The sequence below is a fragment of the Zhongshania guokunii genome, from assembly GCF_040892635.1.
Lineage (GTDB): Bacteria > Pseudomonadota > Gammaproteobacteria > Pseudomonadales > Spongiibacteraceae > Spongiibacter > Spongiibacter guokunii.
This window is the reverse complement of the sequence record NZ_JBFRYA010000004.1, coordinates 38132-64748: the sequence shown is the minus strand read 5'-3', so window position 1 is coordinate 64748 and position 26617 is coordinate 38132. Positions and strand designations below refer to the sequence as shown.

Here is a 26617-nt window from a genome sequence, read left to right as displayed (position 1 = left end):
TCGCTTCTTTTATAAAAGATAAGATAGTTTATAATTTTTAATTATAATCCACGCCGTGGAAATAACCTTAAAAATTTTTAAATTAGCTATACGGGCGATTTTTGGTCGCCCGTATAGCTGCGTTTACTTCAGAAATTCCACTGCACGGCGAGTGAATAATTTCTTGGTGGTGCCAATGCTTCTAGGCGGCCATCATCGTTAGGAAACTGTGAATAGGCGTATACCGTATCGCTTAGATTTTTGCCCGACGCGGTAATACGCAGATCCCAGTCTTCAATCAAGAAGCTCGCCCTAGCATTGACGAGGTAATACTCCTCTTCCATAAATACCGTGTTTTGCGGTAGATAAGCATAACCAGAGTTGTAATAAGCATCGGCGGTTATTTCCAGCGGGCCATCATCAAACAGAAAGGTTTTGCTCAAGGCCATGGTGGCGGTGTATTCCGGCGTGCGCACCATGCGATTGCCAGTGAAGTCCTGGCCGTCTTGATAGGCGCCGCTGTCTTCGTCAAAGCCCAAGCCGTCGGTGTAGTCAGTGTATATAGCGTCTAGGTAAGCGCCGCTCACTGACAGAATAAAGTCATCGACTATAGTGGGTATTAATACGATTTTGGAGTCAAAGTCGATGCCCTGAATCCGTCCTGCGCCTGCATTGTCGAAGGTTACCGCACCACCAGATTGAATCGAGGAAAACTGAACCTGGATGTTGTCAATTTCAGTATAAAAAACGGCTGAGTTGATTACAAAATTACCGGATGGCGAGGTGTATTTTGCGCCTAACTCGTAAGAGGTAACCTGTTCTTCTTCGGCGTAGTCGATATCATCGGTGATATTGACGGTATTGAAGGTGCCGCTTTTAAAGCCTTTTTGCCATGACAAAAACACCAGTAGATCTTCTGCCGGACGTAAATTGACTGCGATTTTTGGCGAGAAGTTGTCACCGTCGACCTCGCGAACACCTTGACCGTCGTTGGCCCAGTCGAAGAGCAGGGTGCTACTGCCATCGGCGTTTTCGACTGAGGTTGATGATGCCACAACATAGCGCTCCTCATATTGGTAGCGTCCACCCAAGGTCAGCTCCGCCCAATCGGTGAGGGTAAAGGTGGTTTGGAAAAACGCGGCCCATGAGTCGGTATCTAAGATGCCTTCAAGATTGAGGGCAATACCGTTTAAGGCGGGTGCGGGTAGTTGTTGGGTGAGATCCCCTAGCAGTGAGCCTATGGGAATAGGGCCAATATTGCCCTGCTCACCACCGGCGGCGCCAAAGCGCGGCAGTAAGCCCGCAGTACTATTAATATAGTAAAGGCCGCCAATCCATTCTAGCCAATCTGCGTTCCAGCTATCTTGATTGGAAATAAACTGTAGTTCAGCGGTTTTAACGTCGGCAAACAGCGGGGCTTGAAACGCGATAATTGAGGCATTGGTGCCGTCGAAATCGCTTTGGCCATAGTTCTCTAGGGTTTGGTGGCTGGCTAAGAGTTTAATATCAAAATGGTCGAGATAGGCATTAAATTCGCCGAACAGAACCTCGCTGTCGATGTCGAAATTAAGCGGCGCATCGACCGAGATAGTGTGGTCGCGGGGTTGGGATTCAGCGCCTTGTAATTTAGCTTGGTCTGAGGCTCTAGTATTGGCTGCCAGCGCGGTATTGTAACCAGATTGTTTCACTTTTACGGCGGCGAGCAGTAAATCGAAATGCTCACTGGCGAATTTCATTTTAAAGCGGCCACCGGCGGCGCGCTCAACATCCATATTTTGTTGTTTGGATTCAGGGTCAAAGGTGTAGTACTGATCTGACTCGTTATAAAACAGGGCAAGGCTGGTGGCGAACCAATCGGTGACGGGTACATTGATAAGTGCCGCAGTTTGCCGTGCATTAAAACTGCCGTAGCTGGCGTCAATCGAGCCATAAACCTCGTCAAAACTAGGTTGCTCAGTGGTGATGCTAATCGCGCCGCCGGTGGTGTTGCGACCAAATAAGGTGCCTTGGGGTCCTTTTAACACTTCGATGCGCTCAACTTTACCGAAGGACTGGGCAAGGCCGCTGGCAAAGGGATAATAAATGCCGTCGATGTAGGTGGCGACACTGGGGTCAGCCATTAAAAAGGCGTCAGAACCCACACCACGCAGATAAATAATCGAAAATCCGGTGGCAGAATTGTAGGTTAAACCCGGTGTCACCGCCTGTAGATCGGTGGGATTGTCAACCCCCATGGCCGCTAGCATGTCACCAGAAAATGCGGAAACTGAAACCGGAACATCTTGCGCATTTTCGGCGCGCTTAGTGGCCGTAACCACCACCTCTTCCATCATGCGGTTGCGGCTTTGCCGTTCTTCCTGCGCGACTTCTTGTGCCTGCAATGTAGATTGGCATGAAATGAGCACCATGGCCGCAGGCAGTGTTTTTTTAATAAATTTCGTTCTGGAATTGTATCCAGTCCGTGCTTTTTTACTTGTCATTCTAATGCACCCTAGTTTAATTATGGATCTTCTTTTATTTTTTACGACGCTAAAATTAAATCCGCGGCCCGCCAGCCAACCGCCATGGCTGGCGAATTGGTATTGCCCGAAATCATTTCCGGGAAAATCGATAAATCAACGACGCGGAGATTAGCGATACCGCGAACTTGCAACTTCTCGTTCACAACAGATTTTTCGCTTGTGCCCATTTGGCAGGTACCCGTTGCATGGAGCGCTGAATTGCCCATTTTTAAATAGAAATCGAGAATTTCGTCGTCACTAACAATATCTTTACCTGGCAGTATTTCAGTGGCTTGGTAAGCCTGCATTGCGGAGGTTTCGAAAAGTTTTCGGGTTAGGTGAAATAGGTCGACAGAATCTTTTTGGTCATCGGGGTGCTGTAAATAGTTGGGCTGGATGTACATCGGCGCATCGGCATCGGCTGAGGTGATGCGCAGGTGGCCGCGACTTTTGGGCTTAAGAATATAGCTACAGGCCAGTACGCCGGGTACTTTGTCTGGTGTGATTGAGGTGCCGTGGCGATCAACTGACACCGGCGTAAAGCCGATCTGCGCGTTGGCGCGGGGCAGGTGCTTGGCGGTTTTGATTAGCGTGCTGACCTCAAAGGCGCTATAAGCCATGGGGCCGTTGCGTTGGGCAATATATTTACCGAGGGTTTTGATTAAACCCAGTGGCCGCAAATCGCGATTTAAACTGCCGTGGGAAACCCGGAAGGTCGGCATGGCGCAGCGCTGTTCAATGAGGTTTTGACCGACTAAGGGTGAGTGGGCTTGTACTTCAATGCCCAGTGAGTGCAGCAGCTCGCCATCACCAATGCCAGAGAGTTGTAAAAGTTTGGGACTGGCAATGCTACCCGCGCTGAGAATGACTTCTTTAGCGGCGTAGTAATCGACCATGTCACCTTTGCGATTTTTTACCTTTACGCCCTTTGCGATCTTGCCTTCAATGATGATTTTCTGCGCATCGCAGCGGGTCATGACGCTGAGGTTTTTACGGTGGCGAATAGGGTCCAAAAAGGCCTTTGCGGCGCTTTGACGAAAGCCTTTGTAAATGGTTCTTGGCTGGTAGCCTGCGCCTTGATCATCAATGGCGTTTAGGTCTTCGCAGCGCGGCGCGCCAATTAATTCCGCGGCGTGGATAAATGCGTCACAAATAGCCGATGGCGAGGGGTGTTGGCTTACTTTTAAGGGGCCACCGACACCGCGATATTCTGCCTCGCCGAGTTCGTGATCCTCCATGGCTTTCATGGCACCGCCAATTTCTTTCCAGCCCCAACCGGGAATGCCGAGGGCATCGTAGTCGGCGGCAAAGCCACGCATGTAAACTTGACCGTTGACCGAACTAGAGCCGCCGAGCACCTTACCCCGTACCCATTCTTCGCGAGTGCCTTCGTAGCCACGGTGGTCTATGGGGTAGCGATGGATAAGCTTGTTGCCCAACAGTATTTTGGCAAAGCCTCTGGGAATATGAATAAACGGGTCGTGGTCAGGGCCACCGTATTCCAGTAATAGCACATTGCACAGCGGGTTGGCGCTGAGCCGATAGGCTAGCGCACACCCGGCAGAACCGGCGCCAACAATGATGTAATCGAAGCTTTGCATTTTTTTTATAGCCCCTTCTAATTCGGTATTATTTTAGACGCGCCCAGTAACCGGGAGTAATGCCCCGGTAATGGCGTCGGCCTTGGCCGACAGTAAAAAACACAAAACATCGGATAACTGCTGGGGGCTTACCCAGCCGCTAAAATCGGCGTCGGGCATATCGCTGCGATTGAGCGGCGTGTCAATTACGCTGGGCAACACGGCATTGACACAGACATTGTGCGATTTGCACTCTTCCGCTAAGGACTCCGTCAATTTAGCAACACCGGCCTTTGAGGCCGCGTAAGGGCCAAAGCCCGCGCCAGATTTTGTTGCGCCAGCGGCGCCAATATTGACAATTTTACCGGCAGATTTAATGAGCGCAGCTAGGGCGGCGCGGCAGGCATTGCTGGCGGTCACCACATTGATGCGGAACATCTTGTCCCAGCTGCTAGGTTCGCCGTCGGCGAGTGTTTCCCAGCAAAAACCACCGGCAATATTGGCGAGGCCGTCAATACGGCCGTATTTTTCTGAGATTTGCGCGAATACAGCATGGGTCGCATCTGCATTGGTGAGATCGACGCCGCTAAAACCTTCAAAATTGTCTGCTTGAAAATCGATTTGCGCGTAGTCGAGACCGATTACGGTTGCGCCTTCGCCGAGTGCGACGCTAATCATAGTAGCGCCGAGGTTACCCTTGGCGCCGGTCACTACAATTACTTTTCCGTCGAGTAAAGCCATATTTGTTCCTTAAATTTTTAGCATAGGGAGGCAGTATTTAAGCGCGTTTTAATACTGACACCACGCAGGCACCACCGAGACCAATATTGTGTTGCAGGGCAATATTGGCATTGGGTACTTGGCGTTCACCCGCCGTACCGCGCAAATGCCAGCTCAGCTCGGTGATTTGTGCCAAGCCCGTCGCACCTAGCGGGTGGCCTTTTGAGAGCAAGCCGCCAGAGGGGTTGGTGACTACCTTGCCGCCGTAGGTATTGTCGCCATCGAGCACAAATTTCTCGGCGCCGCCCTCTGGGCATAGGCCCAAGGCTTCATAGGTGATGATTTCATTGGTCGAGAAGCAGTCGTGTAGCTCTACTACGTCGACATCTTCGGGAGCGATACCCGCTTGCTCATACACTGCGGCAGACGCGCGTCTGGCAGCATCGGCGCCAATGACATTCATCATGCTGCCGCTGTCAAAGCTGGCGGCGGTGTCAGTGGTTAATGCCATGCCGGCAATTTCGATTAAATTGCTTAGGCCTTTTTTCTTGGCGTAGCTTTCAGACACGACCAGTACGGCTGCGCCGCCGCAGGTTGGCGGGCAGCACATAAGACGGGTTAGCGGGCCGAAAATAGCCGGTGAAGCCATTACCTGCTCAAGGCTAAGGGGGTCGGTAAACATGGCAAAGGGATTGCGGCGGGCGTGGTCGCGGGCTTTAACAGAGACGCGGCCAAACAACTCGGCTGAGGCGCCGTATTTTTCCATATACTCGCGACCCGCGCCGCCAAAGTATTGGGCGGCTTGCATGGCTTTGTCGTCCCAGCCTTGAATGCTGGCCACCGCTTGGTCCAAACGTGCGGTGGTGGCTTTGCGGTCGCTGGTATTGCTGGCTAAAGCGCCGCTGGGCATTTGGTCAAAGCCCACTGCCAGCGCTACATCAATCGCGCCGGACTCAACGGCTTGACGCGCCAGAAACAGCGCGGTAGAGCCGGTTGCACAAGCGTTGTTAACATTAATAACGGGAATGCCGGTCAAGCCAACAGAGTACAGTGCGGTTTGGCCTGAGCAGGTGTCGCCAAACACAAATCCGGCATAGGCTTGCTGAACATCGCTATAGTCAATGCCCGCATCAGCTAATGCTGCTGTAGCGGCCTGGGCGCCAAGCACGTCGTACTCTTCGCTTTTTCCGGGTTTGGTGAATTTCACCATGCCAACGCCGGCGATTAATGCTTTGCTCATAATGTTTGCCTTTAAATACTTGTATGCCTATTTGGCGAAATCGTTGATGACCATGGTGGGGGCATCGAGAAAAATTGCGTCGCTGGCGGCGGCGATGCCCTCGGCAGTTAAATCGCTATTTTCACCGCGACCACGGATGCCTTCAGCAGAAACCAGTTTCAGCTCGCGAATACTCTGGCCAGAAGCAAACAGGCAGTGACCGGTTTTGTTGCCAGACAGCTCGCTTACCATATACAGCACGGCTTCAGCGACGTGGGCGGGGTCTAGCAGTTGCTTTTGCTCGTCGTTCATTAGCGGTGCTGTCAGAGCAGAGGTTGCCGCGGGGGCGAGTGTCCACACCCGAATACCCGCCTTGGCGCCTTCAATGGTAAGTACATTGGACATGCCAAATACACCGGCCTTGGCGGCGGCGTAGTTTAATTGGCCAAAGTTACCAACCAGGCCAGAAGTTGAACTGGTGTTGACGATCACGCCGCCGCCGTTTTCCTTCATCCAGGCAAAGACGGGCTGGGTGACGGTAAACATGCCTTTAAGATTCACGCCGAGAACGCTGTCCCAGTCGGCTTCGGTCAGCTTTAAAAAACTTTTATCGCGCAGAATTCCCGCGTTATTGATGAGAATGTCGGCAGAGCCAAAGGCATCTAGCGCGGTTTGCAGCAGTGAGGCACCGCCGCTCATGGTGGCGATGTCGGCGGTGTTGGCGGCAGCTTTACCGCCAGTGGCGATAATGGCGTTCACGACTTGCTCAGCCAGATATTCACCGCTTTCATCTTTACCTAAATCGTTAACAACGACGGCAGCACCTTGCGCGGCCAAGCATTTGGCATAGGCTTCGCCGAGGCCGCGACCGGCGCCAGTTATAATGGCGACTTTGTTTTTAAGAAGAGCCATGTTCACTCCATTAGATGACATAGTGTCAGTTGCTGTTTCAATGCAAAGCCCGTCGCGCATACTGCGGACAGGCTTATGGTCTTAAGACTGGCTATATTGTTGCCTGATTATGTCTTCGCGCCGACATCAATCATTTTGCTTAGCTGACCGGTTACATCGCCAAAGGTCACGGGGCCACTGTGTTCGGCCGGTGGAACGCCCTTACCTTTGGTGTCAGTGAAGCTAAGGTCGACATCGCCAGCTTGGGCACGCAGGGCGCCAACGGTGCAGTCTTCTTTCTTGATGTGTTTGAACGGGTCAAACTGGAAGGCCTTCATGGCATTCAAGTGCGTGATCATGTCGATCTCGGCAGCTGGAATGTCTTTAATGCTAGGCCAAAGCGTTTCAGGGGCTTTGGGCCAAGTCGAGTCGGAGTGCGGGTAGTCGCATTCCCAGGTCATTTTTGACAAGCCAACGTCGTGACGTACTTTGATACCGACTCTGTCATCGATGAAGCAGGTGTAAACGTGCTTTTGGAACAGTTCGCTGGGCTTCATGCCGCCAAAGTCTTGGTTTGTCCAAGTGTGGCGCTCATGAACATAGTCAATACGCTCTAAGAAGTGTGGAATCCAGCCCACGCCGCCTTCAGATAGGGCGAAACGAATGTCTGGGAATTTGCGTAAAATGGGTGAGAAGGTCAGATCGGTCGCGGTTGCGTAAAGTGAAACCGGCATATTGGCGATCATGACATCAACAGGCGACTCTATTGACGGTACGGCGTTTGACGCGTCGGCGATGTGTAAACACACAACCACACCGGTATCACTGCAGGCCTTCCACAGCGGATCCCAAATCGGGTTGTGCAGGCTAGGCAATTTGCTTAGGCTGGGGTTGGGTGGGAAGGAGATGGCGTAGCAGCCTTTTTTGGCAATGCGGCGTACTTCTTCGGCGGCGGCAATGGGGTCCCAGTTGCTGACGATACCAACGGGAATAAAGCGGCCGGGATAGGCGCCGCACCATTCATCTATGTGCCAATCATTCCACGCGCGAACAATGGCTAAACCCAGTTCACGATCCTGTACTTTTTCTAGGGTTTGACCACCTACACCAACAAAGGAGGGGAAGTTCAAGCCCGCGAGCTGACCATTCACATTCATATCGCCAATGCGAGAGTGAACGTCATAGGTGCCTTTGCGTAGCTGGGCGAAGCCGGTGGGTTCAAAACCGTACTCTTCGGGACGGCGGCCAGCAACGGCATTCAGGGCAATATTCGGCACCGGCATATTGCCGATCATCCACATATCTTCGCCTTGGGGACCCTGTACGATTTTGGGCATTTGGCCTTTGAATTTGGCTGGGGTGTGGCGATCAAACATGTTTGGCGGTTCAATCAGGTGGTCATCAACACTGATCAGGACCATATCGTCCATATTCATACTGGCTTCTCCTTCCGGCCAGCTGGGCTGGCAAGGCTATTATAGGTGGCTTAAAAAAATAACTAGTCGTCAGTTATAGTTTGCGCATGTGGCTAAAATTTGTCAAAGCTTTTTATGTTACTTTACTGCAATAATTGACATACTGTCAGTTATTGCAGTAAAAATCAAACGGCCGCGCTGCCGGGTGTTTGATCACGCATAAATCTTCGCACTTAGGGCGGTTTGCTGCAGGCGTTGAACGGTGATGAATTTCCTACAGCTGAATGTTTTCTTGTTCTATATCAGTAGCTTGCACTTAGTGTTTATCAGTATTGGCGGGTGGATATGATTATTGGGTTAGCTGTTGGCCTCGCAGTATTTTCTGTTTCAGGCTTGGTAGCACTGAAATATCGTCAGTTAAAAGTGTGGTCAGCCTTATATTGGCTGTTGGCCATTGTGGGGCAGTTGTTCGTGCTGCCTATATTGATCATAGCACTCGGCGTTGTTTTTGCCGGCTGGGGGGAGTTTGAGCCGGTATTTGTCGGCTTCATCGCGGTATTGACTGCGGCTGTTAGCCTGATTAAGCAGTTGCAAGTGCGAAGCATGGCGGCCAGCTATGCAGAGCGCCTTGGTATTGCGACGCGCGCGGACTTTTATTTTACGCCGGGAGATGTGTGGCGCTGGTTGCTGGTATTGCGCTGTCGCCGCTCAGGCTTGCTAGTTGATAAGCATATTGCCTATGGCGACTTAGCTGCTCAGCGTCTCGATATGTACCGCTTGGCTGTGGCCGATGAGCCAAGACCAATATTGATCCATATTCATGGTGGGGCTTGGGTTGCCGGTAAAAAGGGGCAGATGGGTCGGCCATTAATACACAGTATGGCGGCTGCATGCTGGTTGGTGATCGACATTGAGTACCGGCTTGGGCCGGTGCATCGCTACCCCGCTATGATTGAAGACGTGTTAAAGGCTATCGCGTGGGTTAAGGCCAATGCGGCGGATTACGGTGGTCGCGGCGATTTTATTGCCCTCACTGGCGGCTCGGCAGGCGGCCATTTAACGGCTTTAGCGGGATCGCTAAAAGACGCAGATCGCCGCGAGCTGCAGCGCGGTTTTGCCGAAGTTAATACGCAGGTCCAAGCGATTATCCCGTTCTACGGCCGCTATGATTTTATGGATCGTTTCAACATCATTAACGACCCGAAGATAAGCCAGTTTATGGTGGATAAAGTCATGCCTGCTGAGCCAAGCGGCGCGGGTGAGCAGCTGTGGCGACAGGCGTCGCCAATCGATCAAGTTGGCGCTCACTTGCCGCCCTGCATGGTCATTCACGGCACTGGCGATTGCATGATTGATATTGCCGAGGCGGGCGCTTTTGTCGAGGCTCAGCAGCTTTTGAGTGTGGCGCCTTTTCACTTTGTGAGGGTGCCAAGGGCTCAGCACGCCTTTGACTTAGGGCATTGTCCACAAGCCGATGCGGTTAATAAATTGGCAGGGTATTTTTTACAGGATTGTTATCAGTGCTTTCTTGGCTCGCAAGTCTAGATAAAGCATATCTATCACGCTTGGGCGCTAGTGGTAATTAAGGTCCAGAACATGGAGTGGCAATGATTAAATTTCCCTTTAGCAGTCGGCTGTCGCGTCTTGAGTCCGCTTTGGCTGCCGCGCGTAGCTATGAGGAGTGGCGGGATATAGCGGGCCAACTTGATGAGGTGTCGGGCGCTAATAAATGGAAGGCCAGCGCCGATAGTGAATACTTTGATGCCAATCAAATTAGCGCGCGCTATCGACGCATGAAAGACTGCATGGACAAGGGTAATTATGAAGAACTGTTGTTTACCTTAAATGAGGGTATTCACGGCAATATGGCTGGCATGGGCAGCGCGCAATTGTACGGCCATACCCGTCTTGGTACTAAGCAGTTGATAGTTGATTTTGTTGAGCTGATCGCCAGTGCATTGCGGAGTTTGGTCGACGCGCCAGAAGCCATTATTAGCAAGGAGCAAAAGCGCAATTTCTTTCGGCGCGCTAGCCACTGCTATGGGCGCTCGGCACTCAGTTTGAGTGGTGGGGCGGGGTTAATTTATTTCCATCATGGGGTTGTCGATGCCCTCTCTGCTGAGGACTTACTGCCGCGAATAATTTCTGGCTCCAGTGCTGGTTCATGGATGTGCGCACAAATAGGCACCTTGAGCGACAGCGAGTTAAAAGGCTATTTTAGTGCTAAGCGCTACGACGGGCGGTTCTTTAAGGCCAGTGAGTTACTGCGCGCGCGCTCCGGCCAAGTGGTTGCGTCGGCGCGCGACGATATGATCGATTCTTTTGTTGGTGATATGAGCTTTGAAGAAGCCTACGAACATACCGGTCGCCATATTAATATCTCGATAGCGCCCCACGAAAAGCATCAGAAGTCACGTTTAATGAATGCGATGACCTCGCCCAATGTCACCATTCGCTCCGCCGTAAAAGCCTCTTCGTCACCCAGTGGCTTGGCTCCGCCGGTGCAGTTGGAGGCCAAAGATTCTCGCGGTCGTTTGAAAGCTTATTTGCCTGGGCGACTGTGGGTAGATGGTTCAACTGCAGACGATTTGCCTTTTAAACGACTGGCACGTTTATATGGGGTTAATCATTTTGTGGTCAGTATGATTAACCCTGCAGGTCTGCTGTATACCCTAGAGTTGAACAGTAAAAATCAGGAAAGCTTGTTTCGGTCTGCTAAGCGGGTCTATTTCACCGCGCTAAAAGAGTCGGTGCGCAATGTGCGCCGCTGGTCGGCAGGGAATCCATTGCTGTCGTCAATGGATCTCGCCCTTGGTGGGTTATATCAGGTATTAGATCAATCCTATGTTGGTGATATTAATATCTCTTTAGACCTCAAGCATTTACGACTGCGGAATTTGCTGTATCAATACGCCAACGACGGAGAGATACAGGAAGTATATCGGGCGGGATTAGAGGCGAGCTGGCCAAAGCTGGAGCAAATTCGCATGGCCAGTTTAATCAGCAAAGAAATTGATGCCTGTTTGGAAAGTCTAGAAATTGACTCAATACAGCAAAGCGGGCAGGCCATTGCATTAAGCCACCCAATCTTGTGATTGGGTGGCTGCCCGTGTGGCTATGCTAGAATTGCGGCTGTGAAATTAAGCAATAAATTTTAGTAAATGCATTGGTTTGGCGTATTGCTATGTGCTGGCCCATTGCTTTTTTAGTGTTTTTGAAAATTCAAATTAGACTGCTAAACCTGAATAGGACGACGTAATGACATTTATATATTCTGCTAAGCGCACCGCTTTGGGCGGCTTGAACGGACAGTTTGTGAAGGCGACTGCGCCAGAACTCGGCGCAACGGCGATTGCGGCTGCGTGCGAGGGTTTTGATGTTAGCGAGCGTGTCGACGAAGTGTTGATGGGCAATGTTATTTCTGCTGGTGTTGGCCAAGCGCCGGCACGTCAAGCCGCATTAAAAGCGGGCCTGAGCGCCGCGACGCCTTGCGTCACCGTGAGCAAGGTCTGCGGTTCGGGTATGCAGGCAATTATGAGCGGTGCCGATCAAATTAAGGCGGGCAGCAGCCAGCTGGTGATTGCTGGCGGTATGGAAAGCATGAGTCTAGCACCGTATTTGCTGGACCGCGCTCGCCAAGGCTACCGCTTGGGTCACGGCCAGATGCGCGATGCCATGTTTGTAGATGGCCTCGAAGATGCCTACTCTGGAAAATTGATGGGCCTTGTGGCGGAGCAAGTCGCGGCGGAGCACAAGTTTAGCCGCGAAGAGTTAGATGATTACGCGCTCATGTCTTTGGAGCGTGCTCTTGCTGCTCAAAAAGCGGGTGCATTCGTCAATGAAATAGTCGCTCACGATGGCTGTGCCGAAGACGAGCAGCCAGGCAATGCCCGTCCCGAGAAAATTCGCCAGCTGCGCCCCGCTTTTTCAAAAGACGGGGTGATTACTGCCGCCAACGCCAGTTCCATTTCCGATGGCGCGGCAGCCTTGCTCATTGGCAGTGGATTGGATGCCCAGCCGCTGGCCAAAATTGTTGGCTATTCGCGCCACGCCGGCGCGCCAGAGCAGTTCCCCATAGCCCCCGTCTACGCAGTAGAAAAATTGCTGAAGAATATTGGCTGGACGGTTGCCGACGTTGATCTGTTTGAAATAAACGAAGCCTTTGCCATGGTGGCCTTGTTGCCGCACAAGCTCATGGGCGTGCCATTAGAGAAATTGAATGTGAATGGCGGCGCGTGTTCGCTTGGTCATCCGCTGGGCTGCTCGGGCGCGCGGATTGTAGTGACCCTCATTCACGCCCTGCGTAATCGCGGCTTGAAACGCGGTATTGCCAGCTTGTGTATTGGTGGCGGTGAAGCCACGGCAATAGCGATCGAGTTGGTTTAAGTCGGTGTTGTGAGTTTGGCGGGGCCACCGCTTTGTGGGTGGCCTCCCTTGATGTTCTGTGTTTGAATTTTACGATTTAAACCGCATGTCTGGAATTGTCTTAATCACTTCTATAGCGTTCTGCTATTTCAGTTCTAGGCAGAGCGTCTCTTCCTATGTATATCCAGTTGTTACTTAAACGCGTAGCGTCGACAAGTCGTTGGCATTCGTTACCTGTAGAATTATCTCGCTAGGCCTCAATTAATGCTCGATAAGTGCGCCGTTGATATGTAGGTGTGAAGTAGCATTTACCGTTATCTAGCTGAGGCCGACTTAGCTAATAGTATTTTCGCGCGGGCTTGCAATAATTTATCTAATCCATTGTTTTATATGAATAATACTGTCGCTCAGAAAAGCCGGTTTAGCGGCAAATCGTCTAAATTTGTGCTGAGTCGACCTCACTTAAGTGTAAATAACTACGCTTTTATTGTTGACATAGTGAGTTAGCCTCAGCTAGAGTGAATAAAAATTAGCCTTGTTGAGATAAGAGGCCTCAGGTTTTCTCTAGGAGAATTATTTTAATGACGAAGCCGGTTTTTCAGAAAGAAATCAATAAATGCGCAGTTGTGATTGTTGGGGGCACTTCTGGCGTCGGTTTGGCTAGTGCGCTGCAGTTTGTGCAGGCGGGAGCCAGCCGAATTGCTTTGGTTGGTCGCAATATTGATAGAGGCAATGCGGCGATTGTGGCGCTTCGCGAAATACGCAGCGATATCGTGGCAGTATTTATTGCTGCTGATGCAAATATTCCCGCTGAGGCCGAGCGCGTGACGGCGGTCGCTCACCAAGAATTAGAGGGCCTGGATATCCTTGTGAATACCACCGCGGCGTCCTATGTTCCAAAACTCCTCTTTAATACCGATATCAACGATATCCCCGTCATTCTTAATCAGCAGGCACTTGCGCCGCTGTTGATGAGTCGCGCTGTACTGCCTTATATGCGAGAGCAAAAGTTTGGCGTGATTACGAACGTTGCATCCGATGCGGCCAAAACGCCGACCCCAGGCGAAACAATTATTGGCGCGGGGATGGCGGCAATTACGCTATTTAGCCGGACCTTAGCGGTTGAGGCAAAACGCGACGGTATTCGGGTGAATGCGATCACGCCTTCGTTAATTGACGGCACCAGTGTTTACGATCGAGTAATGGAAGACCCTTTTAGCGCAAAACTCTTTTCTAATGCGGCCAAATTGGCTCATCTAGGCGTGGCTGATCCAGAAGATTTGGCCGCGATGATTGTTTTCTTGTCAGGCCCAGGCGCCAAGCGGGTGACGGGTCAGGCGATAAGTGTTAACGGCGGAATCTCTGCGGGCTGATAAAGCGTGGAGCGGTCTGCTGGTATTAAGGCTATGCAAGCTGATTGAATTTTTAACATTCGAACTGAAAAAAATAATGGTGAGAAAATGAAAAATATTTCAAAGTTAGGTTTTGGCGTTTCTACATTATCACTAAGTTGTAGCTTAGCCATGCCGGGAGCGGTGCTGTTGAGTATGGGCTCTGGTGCTGCATACGCAGCAAGCGGCGCAGCGAGTGCCATGATGGAAGAGGTCGTGGTTACTGCCCGAAAACGCGGTGTAGAGGATGTGCAGGATGTGCCACTGACCCTTAAAGCGTTTGGCGAGAGCCAGCTCGAAGCGCTGAATTTCAAAAATATTAGCTCGATCGGTTTTAATATTCCGAACGTTGCGCTGGATACGAATGGCGCCACGGTAGGATTTCAAAATTTTGCTATTCGCGGTCTAGGTGTAAATAGCGGTAGTCCGTCTATTGATCCAACCGTTGGCGTGTTTATCGATGGTGTATACCTAGGTACTAATGCTGGGGTGCTATTGGATAACTTTGATCTTGAGGCGGTAGAGGTATTACGTGGCCCTCAAGGAGTTTTATTTGGGCGTAATGTAACTGGTGGTGCGGTATTGGTGCGTACTAAGCGACCAACAGAAGAGCTTAGTATTGATGCTAGGGTAACCGTCGAGACGGGCTTACAAACAACGTCTGACTTTACGGTGTCTGGGCCGCTGGGAGATAGTGGTGTGCGGGCTAAGTTGGCGGTTTACTATACTGATGACGATGGCTGGTATACCAATGACTATGATGGCTCCGATCACGGTGCAGCTCATCAATTTACAGTGCGTCCGGTTGTGGCGTGGGATATCAATGATGATGCCGAATTGATAATTCGCTATGAACATACCAGCGCGGCCAGTGATGGTTCGATAGGGCAAAACCGCGCCTTGTATGATCGCGACAGCTTTGATTTTGCCATGAATGAATCGGGCTTTAGTGAGTTGGAAGTTGATGGCCTAACCACTGAGCTAAATTGGGAAACCGGAATTGGTACCATCACCAATATTCTAGCTTGGCGTGAATTAACTAACGATGCCTTGGGTGATATAGACAGTACGCCGATGACTTCCTTTCATTTTTATCAAATTACCGAACAAGAACAGTTTAGCAATGAACTGCGTTTCGCTGGCACCTTTGGTGATTTCGATGTTACCAGTGGTCTTTACTACTTTACGCAGTCTTTGATGTACGTTGAAGAGCGCATCTTAGGTGGTGGCAGCGTGGTTCGTGGCGGTGGTGGTGAAGGCGACACAGACGTGCTGGGTGTTTTTAACTCCGTTGATTGGCATCTTAATGAAAAGCTCACCTTAAACCTTGGTCTGCGTTATACCGAAGAAAAGAAAGATGCCAGCATTGGTACGATTCGAGCGGGCGGTGGCAGCTATGCCAGTCGTGATTTTACTGCCGACTTTGAAAACGACGAGTCTTGGTATGATCTTTCTCCGCGTATTGGCTTTCAGTATTTTATGAGCGACGACGTGAACTTTTACGGCGCTTTCTCGCGCGGTTTCCGCAGCGGTGGCTATAATTTCCGTTCTACCGTACCTGGTGCGCCTCCAGGCCCGTTTGACTCAGAAGAGCAAGATTCCTTTGAAATCGGCATGAAGTCGAAATTCTTGGATGGCCGCGCACAGTTGAATGCGGCGGTTTTCCATAACACCATCAAGGATATTCAGCGCGAGGTTCAGGTGCCAATTGAGGGCGTGGGGATTGCTCAGCTTATTCAAAATGTTGGCGAAGTTGAAATTCAAGGGTTTGAATTAGATGGGCAGGTTTCAATCACTGATCATATCTTGGTGGGCGGCTTTGTTGGCTACCTAGATGACCAATACAAGTCGCTGCGCTATGATATTGATGGCGATGGTGAGATTAATTCTAAAGACAAAAATCTGCATCTTCCCCGAGCGTCAAAATTGACTTACGGCGCGCATATTATTGTCGATCAGCCCTTTGACGATTTTGGTATGGTTTCTACGCGCTTGTCCTTTAGCCATAGAGATAAGGCATATCATCTCGAGAATAATTTGGGTTACTACAATCCGGTAGATATGCTCGATTTGAATGTTGCGATACTTCCAGATGACAGCAAATTCCGCTATGCGATATTTGCCCGAAATTTGCTTAATGAAGTGAATAACACCAATGATTCACTGCTTCCGGATATTGAAAGTTTTGGTGGTGACGGTAGTGGTCCTAAGCCAATACCTAGCTTTACCGCTTTTAATGAAGGGCGAGTTTACGGCGTAGAAGTACGTTACGAATTTTAAAATTGATTTAAATAAAAATAGTTAACAAGGCTTAGAGGTGGTTCAGATGGCGCAATCGTTTCCGTTAACCCAATCGTATTGGCAAAAAGATATTTCTGAAGATTTATGGGAGGTGTCTGCCGGTGATCTATTGCGAGAAGTTGCTGCTGAATGCCCTAAGCGGATTGCCTTGGTTGATGGCGTAGAAGATGTTCATGCGCGCCGGCGCTGGACTTATCAAGAGCTTTTGCAAACCGCAGAAACACTTGCGCGCGGGCTATTGTCAGAATTCACCCAAGGCGACAAGATCGCCATTGTGTCGCCAAACTGTGCAGAATGGGTGTTGTTGCAGCATGCAATGAGTTTGGCTGGCATCGTTTTGGTGCCGGTTAACCCCGCTTACGGTGAGCAAGAAGTTGCAACAATTTTGAGCCAGTGTGATGCTAAAGCGGCGTTTTATAAACCTGAGTATCGCGGTCGAAATCTTGGTGCAATGCTTGAAAAAATTGGCGAGAAATTGGCTTGCAAAGCGATCTCTATAGAAGCGCTCGACGAGTTTTCTGAGGGCGCCGATTTGTCGATAATACTGCCAGACATTCCGCCGCGCTCAATTTTGCAAATTCAGTTTACCTCGGGAACAACCGGTGTGCCGAAGGGCGCCTGTTTACACCATTTTGGCGCGGTAAATACCTCGCGTTTTGTGGCTAAACGAGCGGGCTTTCCTGTTGGCGGAGTGTGGGTGAACGCGATGCCCATGTTTCATATTGCTGGCACAGTGGTTACCTCGTTAGGCACATTAGCCCAGCGCGGCACTTACGTTATTGTGCCCGGCTTTGACCCAGAATTAATACTTGATTTGTTTGAGACCGAGAAAGGCAATGTCTCTTTGCTCGTTCCCACAATGATATTGGCAATGATGGAAAGCCCTTCGTTTGCCAAGCGCAATCTGTCTTCGGTTACCACTATTCTCACCGGTGCAGCTGATGTGCCCAAGGAGCTGGTGTATCGGACCAAAGAAGCGTTTAACTGCAATTTAGTGATTCTATTTGGTCAAACCGAAGTAAATGGTGTGGTCAGTCAGACGCGCGTGGAAGATAGCGCCGAGGACCAGAGCAGTACGCTGGGCCTGCCTTTACCGCATGCGGAAGTGTGTCTTATTGATCCTGAAACCGGCGAGATTCAGCCGATTGGTGAGGCTGGTGAGATTTGCGTGCGCGGCTACCAAAATATGTTGGCTTACTACAATGCGGAAGAGGCGACGAAAAAGACCATTCGCGAGGACGGTTGGCTCTGCACTGGTGATTCTGGGGTAATGGATGAGCGCGGGTATATTAAAATTACGGGCCGCCTCAAAGATATGATTATTCGCGGTGGAATGAATATTTACCCCCGTGAGATCGAAGAGGTTTTGTTTAATCATCCGGCGATTAACCAAGCGAGTGTTATCGGTATTCCCGATCCGTATTGGGGTGAAGTAATCGCTGCGATCATTATTCCAGAAAAAGGCTGTGAGTCGCCAAATTTCGATGTGCTATTTAGTCACTGTAGGGCACATTTGTCGCCTCATAAATCACCTGTTAAATGGGCTATAGTCGACGATTTTCCGCTAACGCCGTCGGGAAAGGTGCAGAAATTTGCCCTCCGAGATTTGGCCGTCAAAGGCGATTTGATACTGCATGATATTGATAAAAAATCGGCCTTAAAGGCTTAGGGCGCTCGGGCTTGCTTGAGCTGAAGGAATGATCAGGCAAAGGATTGTTAGCGCGCTGTAATTTTAGCGAGAATGTTATGTAAGCCGCCAGTGTACGGAGCTGTCTGTGATAGTATTTGCGCGCGTAAGAAGTGAGGAGCAGCAGATGGCAGAAAAGAAACCCAGTACTAATGTCCGCATGTCGAGAGAAGACCGGATTGCCAGTATTTTAGTTAAGGCCAAGCGTCATCTTGGCCGAGTTGGTCATGAAAATTTTTCGCCGGTTGAAGTAGCTCAGGACTGTGGTGTATCTGAGGCGACTATCTATCGTTATTTTGCCAGCCGGCACGACTTATTGGTGCATGTGGCTGAATTTTGGGTAGAAGAGCTGTTGGTCGGTGCGCCTGTTTTGAAGGAGCACGACAGTATTTACAATCGTCTTCGTCAAGTTATTTGGTACAGCCTCTGGGTTATTTACTCAGAGCCTGCGCTGTCGAAGTTTGTGTTGATGGTAATTCGGAGTGAGCCTGATTTCCGCTCATCAAGGATTTACGCTTTAAATAAGCGCTTTACCTCTCATACCAAAATGGTCATAGAGGATGCGATAAACCAAGGTGTTTTTCGTAGCGATGTACCGGCATCAATGGTGCGAAATATGATTTTCGGTACCATCGAACATGAGGTGTGGTCGTACTTGCAAGCAGGCGTCGATTTTTCACTTGATGGCTCTGCAGATTTGATTACCGATATTGTGTTTAAAGGTTTGGCCGTTGAGCCACCGGTCGATGTTGAGGTTTTTAATCGCTCAATGGCGGCAATAGAAAAAGGCGTTAAGGAAATTGACGCGGCGATGAAACAGCTACAAGGCACTGCTGCGGATGAAAAGCCCCTGAACCTAGATTAGTCGCACCGATAGCGCAATTTTTATCACAGTGATTAGATTGTATGGGCGCTATCTTAACGCTGAATATAGGTGTGCGATGGGCGCGGGCCCTGAGGATAGTGCCCACCGAGATGGACTTTATGCGAAGGCTCCCGCACGGAGCAATAAGGAGAAAAATTTTGGCCTCCCCAATACCTAAAACCATACAAGCTGCGGTAATCAGAAACACTGGCGCCCCGTGGGTAATCGAAGACATGGAGCTCGCGCCGTTACGCGATGACGAGGTGCTTGTTGAGATGGTCGGCTGCGGCATGTGCCACACTGACATTGCCTGCCGAGACGGTGATTACCCAGTGTCGCTGCCTATGGTCGTTGGCCACGAAGGTGCCGGAATTATTAGGGAGACGGGTGCTCAGGTCGATAAAATTAAGGTCGGGGATCATGTTGTGCTTAGCTTTGATTCCTGCGGTGGGTGTCCGAACTGTGATAGTGATAAACCTGCTTACTGCTATAGCTTCTTTGAAATTAATACCTCTGGTCGGCGTATCGCCGATCAATCTACACCATTGACGCAGAACGGAGAACCGATTAATGCGATGTTCTTTGGGCAGTCGTCCTTTGCGACCTTTGCAATAGCGCGAATGTCTAACGCAGTTGTTATTGACAAGAGCCTGCCCTTAGCTCAGATGGGCCCGCTGTGTTGCGGCGTGCAAACTGGCGCTGGCGCAGCGGTGAACTCCTTGGGGGTTGGGCCGGGAAATTCACTACTTATCTTTGGTGGCGGCGCTGTAGGCCTCAGTGCTTTGCTGGGCGCACGCGCAGTGGGCGCCGGCGAGGTGATTGTAGTTGAGCCGAATGCTGAGCGCCGAGCCCTTGCCATGGAGCTTGGTGCGACCCATGTTATTGATCCGTCTGCGGGGGGTGATGTGTTGGCGGAGGTGCGCAAGTTAAGTGGCGGGGTGCAATTTGCGCTTGACACCACGGGCCGTCCGGACGTGGTTGCGGTGGGAATTGAAGCTCTGTTGACAGGCGGGCAGCTTGGGCTGCTCGGCATTCCGCCTGCAGATGCAATGCTGCCCGCTAATATGATGAGTATGCTCGGCCGCGGGATTACCGTGAAGGCCATTATCGAGGGCGATTCCGATCCGCAGGAGTTCATTCCACGGATGGCGGCGTGGTACCAAGAGGGTCGTTTTCCCTTTGATCGTATGATTAAGACATTTCCGTTTGCTCAAATCAATGAAGCCGCACAGGCGTCGGTGAGCGGTGCGGTTGTTAAGCCAGTACTTATTTTTTAAATGGACAAACGAATGTGAATTTAAGCTTAGCGTCTGTTGAGTTGAACTTGATTCAGGCGCTACTTAAAAACTGGTTAAACTCACCCTTTTTAGCCAGCTATTGCCCGATAAGGTAAATTATCGGGCTTTTTTTGTGGTGAATTTAGGTTTTGCCCCGTTCGCCGCGACAGTGTGTTGGTAAGCTAGCTGAAAAGTTTTGGGGGGATTACTTTGGGGGCTAAATTGCGGCGCTTAGCGGGAGTAATACGGCTGCGCTACTGTCGATTTTCTTGTGGTTGATAAGCTGGGAAGCGCCGGTTTTTCCGCATGTAATGCGTGCGATGAATTTTCGACTAATTGGGTTTTACAGTGTGCAATATCAATACACTGTTGTAAGCGTTTAGTGTGCTTACGTTGTGCATTTTACGCAGTCGGGAATGCTGCGGTTTTTGGGTTTAAACGCGGCTTCTACTTTGCTCTCAAGGGCTTGTATTTTCTCTGGATCGTATAGTGTGATTTGCCGACCGCTTGAGATTTCTAAGGCCAGCAGCGCCGCGCCATAGGCGCCCATAATTTGCGGGTCATCGGGGACCTGCATTTTTTGCTTTAATGCCGCTTCCAAAAAATGCACCGCGGCGGGATTTTTGGCAACGCCGCCGGTCATGATAATGCCATCGCGCTTGCCCACCATGGCCACTAAGCCTAGGGCGCGGTGAGCAATGGCGCGGTGTACCGAGGCGGCAACATCGGCTGGGTCAGCCCCTTCGGCCAGCAGTGAAATAATTTCGGTTTCGGCAAACGTGGCGCACATGGTGCTCACTTCTAAATCTTGAATCCCCTTCATTGCCAGTGCGCCAACTTCGCTAATGTCGCATTCTAGCGCGCGGGCGAGCACTTCATAGAAGCGGCCGGTACCGCTGGCGCAGCGATCATTCATGGCAAAGTTATCTACTAGCCCCTGTTCGTCTAAGGCAATCACTTTGCTGTCTTGCCCGCCAATGTCAATAACCAAGTTGGCTTCAGGAAACAGTGCGGCCACGCCTCGGGCATGGCAGGTAATTTCGGTAAACGTGCGTCCGACCTCGGGTACCAAGCGGCGGCCATAACCGGTGCCGATGGTGTAGCTGATATCTTTTTGAGTGATGCCTGCGCTGGCAAGTGCGCTTTCTACCGCTTGCTCCATGCCGCGCCGACTCACTGCCCCCATTTGCACAATGTGGGCACTCAGTACCTTGGCCTGATCGTCTAGAACGACCGCCTTAGCGGTAGTTGAGCCGAGATCGACACCCATAAAATACGCTGTGCTCATATGTGTTTCCTTGCCCCTGTTATGGGGCGTGCAGGTCAAGCGTTGGACGCGGATGACGCTATAAAGTCTCTAGAGCGGCGCACGTCAATGGTCTCTAGCATGGCTTCTAAGCGGCTTTCCAGCAGTTCACCTTTATAGAATGATTCGTCGGCAACGTCGCCCTCGAAGAAAATTGATGGTAGGCCCATTTCTTTTTGCATGGCCTTGGCGAGCATTTGTTGCGGCCCAGTAAATGCACGGCAGGTGCGGGTTGAATGAAATACGATGCCGTCTAGGCCATACAGTTCACAGTCGTGCTTGGTGAAGTGTTTAATAGTTTGAAAACCGTGATTGGTTGGGCAGAGCAAGTAATGTTGCGCCATGCCGCGAATTGGGTCATCGGTGTCGATTAATTGGGGTTCCTGCCAGAAGGCATTGTGGGTGTAGCGGCCGGCAACGATGGCTACTTTGCGCTCGGCAAATACTCTGGCGAGGGTGCCGAGCTTGTTCCAGTTCATAATGCCATCAAAGTAGAGGCGGTATTTTTCATCCTTAATCGCGCTTTCGCCGCTGGCGACGCGATGGGCGATTTCGTCGCGAATATTGCTGAAGTACTCCACCAATTCCGATCCGGCCGGTAAGAAGTTGATATGGGCAACGCTGGCTATCCAATCCCAGAAGGTGGCGGGCGCAGGCAGGTTGGCGCACATGGCCATGGCCTCGCGGCGAATTTCTGAGGCTTCTTTGATGTACTTCATACCTTGGCGCAGGGCGTCCCAGTCAAAGGGGCGGCCGGTTTGCACTTCGATAAAGTCGATTAACTTATAGAGTTGCGCGGCAACGTAATCGGATGCTTCTTCCCATTCTTGGCCTTTTAAATAGCCCGCGTCGGGTCGGTTGCTCCACAAAAAGGGGAGTGACACATTAAAAATAGGTGTTTCTTTGCCCAGTATCCGGTGGGTGATCTCGTCCCACTGCTGGCCGGTGCTGCAGCCGGCATAGCAATTAACAATAAAATTAGGCATGGGTAGGCGGCTGGCTAAGTCGTCGCGCTCGGCGTCGTCAACAATGCCTTTGCTATATTTTTCTTTAGCTTGCCTTGCTAAAAGCGCGGTACCTAGGTGGGTGCGAGCATAGGAGCACAGCTCGCCTACGTAGCCGTATTCTTGAGCGGCCAGCTGAGCGGACTTCTCTAATTTTTGGGCAGAGAGCCGCGCAGCAAAGGCCTCGCCGTGGGCCCATTCAAGACCTGCGGCTTGGAAAATAGGGTTGAGGGCGGCGCCGTTATACCACACCAGTTGGGCGTCTCGCTCATTGGCGGTAAAAATGCGATCCCAGTAATCTGCGATCATGTGGCGCCCTGCGTCGTTGCTTTTCAGGCGGTTTACACTGCTTGGTGTTGCGCTGCTCATTACGCTGACTCCTGTGTGATTTGGCGGGTGGGTGACTTGCGTCGTATCCGCTCGATCATGGCTTCCACTCGGGTGCGGATGGTTTCCACCGGCATGCCCTCGTGCTCTGTTTCGATTAGTAGGTGGGGAATATTGTGAGTGTTGAGGGTTTTGCGTAGCTCAGGGTAATAAAACATATGGGCTTCGCAGAACTTGGCCATCACTACAATCACGCCTTCGGCGCCGCTATTGTCTAGCGCGTTGAGTAGATAGCTATCCCAGTCGACGGTCTTTTGTACGCGGGTTGGGCAGGGAATTGTTTCGTTTCTGGCAAAATACCAGTCTGCCAGCGCCATTCTTGGTGGCATCGATTCTTTGATGTCGGTAGAGATGTAGCGGGCGCCGGTATACAGGTCGTCGTCAACAATAACGGCGCCGCAGTCTTCCAGTAGCTCAAATAATTCGACTCTAGGGGCATGGCAGAAATGGCCAGAGAGATGGAGGCGAATGCGTTGGTCCCGAGGCTTTGTTGCCGCGTTGGCTAAGACAGATTCTAGCAAGGCGGAATGCTCGTTCTTGTCCATAATCATGCTCGACACAATCATGGCCTGCAGCTCTGCCGGCGAGAATTGAGCGTCGCCATTACGGCGTGCAGCAAAGATGTTTCTTAATAGTTGGCGATTCTTGTTGTTGGACTGAATGCAGGCGAGTAAGGCTTCGTCGCTAATGGGTTGCCCCGTAACTCGCTCGGCTTCAATGATAAAAGCCTCTATTTTTTCCTGTACTTGGGTTTTGGTCCAAGAGTCGTCCATGGCGGCAATTAGGTGCTCAAAGTAAACCGGCTTGTCGGGCAGCAGCTCGCGCACCACATCCACTGACCCTAGCAGCTGAATGCAGTGGTCGGCGTTCATAAAGGCGTCAAAAATATCGAGCATGCCTTTAGCCGCTTGGTCGGCAATGCTGCGGGTGTAGCCACAGTAAAATTCTGCGAGCAGGCTATTACCTTCAGAGATAGGTTCTTTGCTGTCTTGAATAATGACCGGTAGGGCGCCCGTAGCCGCAATAATTTCTACAGGAAAGTTCATAGGGAAGATGCCAATGACTGGCATTTTCTGCTTACTTTTCCAGTCGGCAATGTAAAGCTCTGGGTGAGCTGCGATGTTTTTCATCGTCTGGAGTGCATCTGCTCGGTTTTCATTCATAAATATTCTGCTCTTGTATTGGCATGAAATAGGCCGGCCAGCAGGTAGGTTGCGGTTAGAGCTTGTGGGCGTTGCGCATTTTATGCTGATGCCCTGTGCTCGCTTGGTATGGCCTAGCGCAAGTGTTTATTATATTAGCTGAGTAATACTCAGCATGTCAAGATTATCCCTGGGCGCTTCCTTTTAGGTGGCGTTTTTAGCTTTTAAAGTGTTGTTTTTTATTGATATTATTTTTAGTGTTGGCGTTTTAGAGATCTTTATGAAGCGACAGCTTACTTTAAGTTAATTGATATTTGGTTATTTATAGCTTTTTTTGGTGAGTATGACTCATTTTGTTGTTGGGTCGTGGTGTGTACTTGTAGGTGTGTGCTGTGACTGAGGTGTTATTTTGGATTTAGGCTCGTTCTTATGCGCTCGCTAAGATTGCTCATAATCTCCCGCGAGTGTATGCACAGGTTGCCGTCTTTTAGGCTAACTAGGCCGATACTTCTTAGATCTTCGTCATTGGCGACATCATGATTGAGGCGGCGGAGCGTGCCGGCGCGGCATTCCTCTGCTACAGAGATATCTGCACTGGCAAATACCGCGTCTGACTCTGCGGTGATTTTTTTAAGGATGGCGATATCAGGACACACCAGTTGTTGTTTGCGCTGGGGTGCAGTGCTGTCGATGTTGTTCCAGCGCAATTCTTCCCAGGTGTTTTCGTGAACATTGGAGGGGGTGATGATCGGAAAATCATAAATTTGCGCAAGCGATACCGATTTTTTCTCGGCCAGCGGATGACCTCGACGCACAAAAAAGCTGCCGCGCACGGTTTGCAGTAATTCAACATCAATGTATTTAACGTCTACGGGTTTAAAGTCATTAATGTCGGCAACAAAGAAGTCGATATCGCCTTGGGTGAGCATGCTGAACAAGGTGCTGCGCGATTCAATTTTGACTTGTATCTGCATTAAGCGCGAGTCCACGATAATGGCTTTTAACTGCTCGGCCAAGATTTGATGGGCGATGATGGGGTCAAGGCCAAAGGCCACTACGCTGCGTGTTCCAGTGGAGAGGGCGCGTACATCGGCTTGGAGTTGGCCTGCTTGGTCAAGTAGCTCTCTGGCTCTGGCAATCACTACTTCGCCTTCCTTGGTGAGGTCGACGCCGCTCGATTTTCGATGAAAAATTTGGAGGCCAAGATCTTCTTCGAGGGATTGAATGCTGCGAGTAAGCGCCGATTGGGTGATGTGCAGTTTCTTGCTAGCGGCCACCAATGAACACTCTTCGGTGATGATAAGTGCGTGCAATAGCTTCTGGAGGTTGAGGGTTTTCATTAGTGGCTTCTCGTTCTCTTTCGGGGTTTTCTTGATATGTGTAAATGTCATACCAAGCTAGCATTATTTGCAATTGGATAATATTGCAGCTGGCTTATAATCGAGAGTCATTCAAATAAATAACGAGAGGTCAGTTATGCGTGCGCCATATAAAGTGATTGTTTGGGGGCCGGGAATTGTTGGTAATGCCTGTTTAAAAGAGGTGATTAAAAAGCCAGAGCTGGAGCTGGTGGGTGTATTGGCTTATAGCGAGAGCAAGAACGGCGTTGATGTTGGCGAGTACCTTGGAATGGATGCGGTAGGTGTGAAGGTGACCACCGATCAAGAGGCGGTTATTGCGATGGACGCCGATGTGGTGTTGTTCTCGGTGAATATGAGCGCGGAATTAAATGTTGATTCCGAGGCCACCAATATCGCTTGCCGTTTATTGGAGTCGGGCAAGAGCTTGGTTACGTCAGCGGGGTGGTGGTATCCCGCGTATCACTCGCAAGCGCTGCACGACAAACTGGACGCGGCGTGCAAGAAGGGCGGTAGTTGCTTGCACGGTACTGGTGTTAATCCTGGCTGGTTGTACGAGCGTATTATCTCTACTTTTACTGGCGCATCGACCAGTATTAAGCATATTCATGTGCAGGAGTTGTCTGATAATAGTCACATAGAAAGCGCCGATATGATGGGCGGTTTGGGCTACGGCTCCGAGATGTCGGAAAAGCCTTGGATCGAGAATGTTGGTGACCGTGGCTACGAGGAAACGTTGGCGCTTACCTGTCATGTGATGGGTGCAAAGCTTGATCGTATCGAGTCTGAGAAAAAATATTTTGTTGCCCGCGAAGACACCAAGCTAATTCCGTTTACCGTGCCCAAGGGCAAGCGCTGTGGTGTTAATTTTCTTTACCATGCGATTGTCGACGGCAAGAAATTTATCACCCTAGAAGAGATATGGTATGTAGATGAGCGCGATTTGCCAGATGGCCTGCATCGCGGTGATTACTACAATATTAAAATTGAGGCGGAGCCGGTGTCGGTGCGCGGTCAGTTCCAGTTAATGGCATCGGTAGAAGATGATTTAGAACATCGTCCAGGCGACAATACTTTGCCCGCGTATTACGCAACGGCTGTGCCGCTTATTCAGGCGATTCCGATAGTCTGTGGTGCAGAGCCGGGCATTGTTTTGCCTTTTAACTTTGCCAATTACAGCCCTGACTTGCGCAATTTTAAGAGCCCATTAATTGTTCGTTAGTAATAAA

At 50.6% G+C, this 26617-nt stretch carries 19 protein-coding genes; 9 read left to right on the top strand and 10 right to left on the bottom strand.

Going from position 1 to position 26617, the window contains the following annotated elements:
• Positions 1 to 128: 128 nt before the first annotated feature.
• The 6 genes from AB4876_RS05720 to AB4876_RS05695 all read right to left on the bottom strand — a co-directional run bounded on the left by AB4876_RS05720 (position 129) and on the right by AB4876_RS05695 (position 8326).
• Complete coding sequence (locus AB4876_RS05720; protein WP_368380685.1) at positions 129 to 2459, bottom strand: TonB-dependent receptor; 2331 nt, start codon at positions 2457 to 2459, stop codon at positions 129 to 131.
• Between the two features lie 41 nt (positions 2460 to 2500).
• A complete protein-coding gene (locus AB4876_RS05715) occupies positions 2501 to 4081 on the bottom strand; it encodes a GMC family oxidoreductase (RefSeq protein WP_368380684.1) in 1581 nt (526 codons plus the stop codon).
• A 33-nt stretch (positions 4082 to 4114) separates the two neighbouring features.
• A complete protein-coding gene (locus AB4876_RS05710) occupies positions 4115 to 4801 on the bottom strand; it encodes an SDR family NAD(P)-dependent oxidoreductase (protein WP_368380683.1) in 687 nt (228 codons plus the stop codon).
• Positions 4802 to 4838: 37 nt separating this feature from the next.
• Complete coding sequence (locus AB4876_RS05705; protein WP_368380682.1) at positions 4839 to 6020, bottom strand: lipid-transfer protein; 1182 nt, start codon at positions 6018 to 6020, stop codon at positions 4839 to 4841.
• A 27-nt stretch (positions 6021 to 6047) separates the two neighbouring features.
• Positions 6048 to 6911: an SDR family NAD(P)-dependent oxidoreductase gene (locus AB4876_RS05700; RefSeq protein WP_368380681.1), complete on the bottom strand. Its 864-nt coding sequence runs from the start codon at positions 6909 to 6911 to the stop codon at positions 6048 to 6050.
• Positions 6912 to 7018: 107 nt separating this feature from the next.
• A complete protein-coding gene (locus AB4876_RS05695) occupies positions 7019 to 8326 on the bottom strand; it encodes an amidohydrolase family protein (RefSeq protein ID WP_368380680.1) in 1308 nt (435 codons plus the stop codon).
• Between the two features lie 324 nt (positions 8327 to 8650).
• Here AB4876_RS05695 and AB4876_RS05690 point away from each other — a divergent pair, with 324 nt between their 5' ends.
• The 8 genes from AB4876_RS05690 (at position 8651) to AB4876_RS05655 (ending at position 20191) form a co-directional block, all read left to right on the top strand.
• Positions 8651 to 9850: an alpha/beta hydrolase fold domain-containing protein gene (locus AB4876_RS05690; RefSeq protein ID WP_368380679.1), complete on the top strand. Its 1200-nt coding sequence runs from the start codon at positions 8651 to 8653 to the stop codon at positions 9848 to 9850.
• 62 nt (positions 9851 to 9912) lie between these two features.
• Entirely contained in the window at positions 9913 to 11400 is a 1488-nt protein-coding gene (locus tag AB4876_RS05685; protein ID WP_368380678.1) for a patatin-like phospholipase family protein, read from the top strand.
• 163 nt (positions 11401 to 11563) lie between these two features.
• Positions 11564 to 12691: a thiolase family protein gene (locus tag AB4876_RS05680; protein ID WP_368380677.1), complete on the top strand. Its 1128-nt coding sequence runs from the start codon at positions 11564 to 11566 to the stop codon at positions 12689 to 12691.
• Positions 12692 to 13251: 560 nt separating this feature from the next.
• A complete protein-coding gene (locus AB4876_RS05675) occupies positions 13252 to 14043 on the top strand; it encodes an SDR family NAD(P)-dependent oxidoreductase (protein WP_368380676.1) in 792 nt (263 codons plus the stop codon).
• 87 nt (positions 14044 to 14130) lie between these two features.
• Positions 14131 to 16341 carry a TonB-dependent receptor gene (locus tag AB4876_RS05670; RefSeq protein WP_368380675.1) on the top strand — a complete coding sequence of 737 codons (2211 nt, stop codon included), beginning with the start codon at positions 14131 to 14133 and terminating at the stop codon, positions 16339 to 16341.
• A 46-nt stretch (positions 16342 to 16387) separates the two neighbouring features.
• Positions 16388 to 18031 carry a class I adenylate-forming enzyme family protein gene (locus tag AB4876_RS05665; RefSeq protein WP_368380674.1) on the top strand — a complete coding sequence of 548 codons (1644 nt, stop codon included), beginning with the start codon at positions 16388 to 16390 and terminating at the stop codon, positions 18029 to 18031.
• Between the two features lie 145 nt (positions 18032 to 18176).
• On the top strand, positions 18177 to 18914 hold the full coding sequence (locus AB4876_RS05660) for a TetR/AcrR family transcriptional regulator (RefSeq protein WP_368380673.1): 738 nt from the start codon (positions 18177 to 18179) through the stop codon (positions 18912 to 18914).
• 158 nt (positions 18915 to 19072) lie between these two features.
• Positions 19073 to 20191: an NAD(P)-dependent alcohol dehydrogenase gene (locus tag AB4876_RS05655; protein ID WP_368380672.1), complete on the top strand. Its 1119-nt coding sequence runs from the start codon at positions 19073 to 19075 to the stop codon at positions 20189 to 20191.
• Between the two features lie 388 nt (positions 20192 to 20579).
• Here AB4876_RS05655 and AB4876_RS05650 read toward each other — a convergent pair whose 3' ends face one another.
• The 4 genes from AB4876_RS05650 to AB4876_RS05635 all read right to left on the bottom strand — a co-directional run bounded on the left by AB4876_RS05650 (position 20580) and on the right by AB4876_RS05635 (position 25370).
• A complete protein-coding gene (locus AB4876_RS05650; protein ID WP_368380671.1) occupies positions 20580 to 21479 on the bottom strand; it encodes an acyl-CoA dehydratase activase in 900 nt (299 codons plus the stop codon).
• Positions 21480 to 21514: 35 nt separating this feature from the next.
• On the bottom strand, positions 21515 to 22870 hold the full coding sequence (locus tag AB4876_RS05645) for a 2-hydroxyacyl-CoA dehydratase subunit D (RefSeq protein WP_368380670.1): 1356 nt from the start codon (positions 22868 to 22870) through the stop codon (positions 21515 to 21517).
• Positions 22870 to 24051 (bottom strand): 2-hydroxyacyl-CoA dehydratase subunit D, encoded by a 1182-nt coding sequence (locus AB4876_RS05640; RefSeq protein WP_368380669.1) that lies wholly within the window; start codon positions 24049 to 24051, stop codon positions 22870 to 22872. Before AB4876_RS05640 ends, AB4876_RS05645 begins: the two co-directional genes overlap by 1 nt.
• Before the next feature lie 383 nt (positions 24052 to 24434).
• Positions 24435 to 25370 (bottom strand): LysR family transcriptional regulator, encoded by a 936-nt coding sequence (locus AB4876_RS05635; protein WP_368380668.1) that lies wholly within the window; start codon positions 25368 to 25370, stop codon positions 24435 to 24437.
• A 136-nt stretch (positions 25371 to 25506) separates the two neighbouring features.
• On the opposite strand from AB4876_RS05635, the gene AB4876_RS05630 reads away from it, so the two are divergent.
• Positions 25507 to 26610 carry an NAD(P)H-dependent amine dehydrogenase family protein gene (locus AB4876_RS05630; RefSeq protein WP_368380667.1) on the top strand — a complete coding sequence of 368 codons (1104 nt, stop codon included), beginning with the start codon at positions 25507 to 25509 and terminating at the stop codon, positions 26608 to 26610.
• Positions 26611 to 26617 lie beyond the last annotated feature (7 nt).